Annotated in this window: 1 protein-coding gene; it reads left to right on the top strand. The window is 63.0% G+C overall.

Translation table 11 applies throughout. The features are described from left to right. The coding region (locus ACFQ3C_RS18890; RefSeq protein ID WP_380795240.1) for a hypothetical protein at positions 1–781 on the top strand (781 nt) is incomplete at its 5' end. Between the last annotated feature and the right edge of the window lie 32 nt (positions 782–813).

Here is an 813-nt window from a genome sequence, read left to right as displayed (position 1 = left end):
AGCGACTGGGTCGAAGTATTTGACTTTGCAGGAAGCGTATTATCAACTTCACGAGAATGCGGAGGGTCTTGGCATGGTCGAAGTCGGCTGGATTACATTTCATCGCTGGTTCTTCGATTCTGAACAGGCCACCGGCGCTCTGACGCTTCCCGCGCCAGAGGGCGCGGCGTGGTGGCATTTTGGTCCCGACAGCCCGATCGGACCCGATGGGCTACGGACCGGATGCGGCCGCTCCTGGGCCGGGGCTGGGTTTTTCGCGGATCTAGCCGCGGCGGATCGCGTGCTGGACGATCCTTCGGCGCAGTTTCCGGACGTTCCGGCACATGGGGAAGCGTTCCATTGCCTGTTGCGTGCCATCCGCTTTTCAGGCGACTGTCGATGGCTATCCGCAGCCAACGCGACACTTGCTGTGGCGGAGGCAGATCCGGGCGGACCTGCGGCCGTTTTGACATCGGCAGGCTATGACGACATGGGGCCCGAACAGACGGAGCGCATGCGCGACTTCCGCGAAAACGTGGACAGAGTCCGCGCATGGTACGACGAGATAGACGGCAATATCGTCAATGGGAACTTCGCAACCGGCACAGACGGCATGACCTTCTCCCTCTGGCGAAGCGACGATGCCCTGCGCGCCGGCGCGTATGGGCCAGGAATGCACCGGTCGCAGCTTGACCGGCAGAAAGCGGAACGCCTGGCGGATCGCACCTCCTATACGCGCACGCGGCTCCTCCGGCATACTGGCACCTGGGACGGCCGCGATCCGCTGATCGAGGTCGCCTGACACACAATCGGCCGAGGCCGTTCTTCGAACGC

Origin of the sequence: Seohaeicola saemankumensis, from assembly GCF_042678485.1 — a bacterium.
Classification (GTDB): domain Bacteria; phylum Pseudomonadota; class Alphaproteobacteria; order Rhodobacterales; family Rhodobacteraceae; genus Seohaeicola; species Seohaeicola saemankumensis.
Note: the sequence above shows the minus strand (reverse complement) of the source record. Positions and strands in the feature narration are given on the sequence as shown.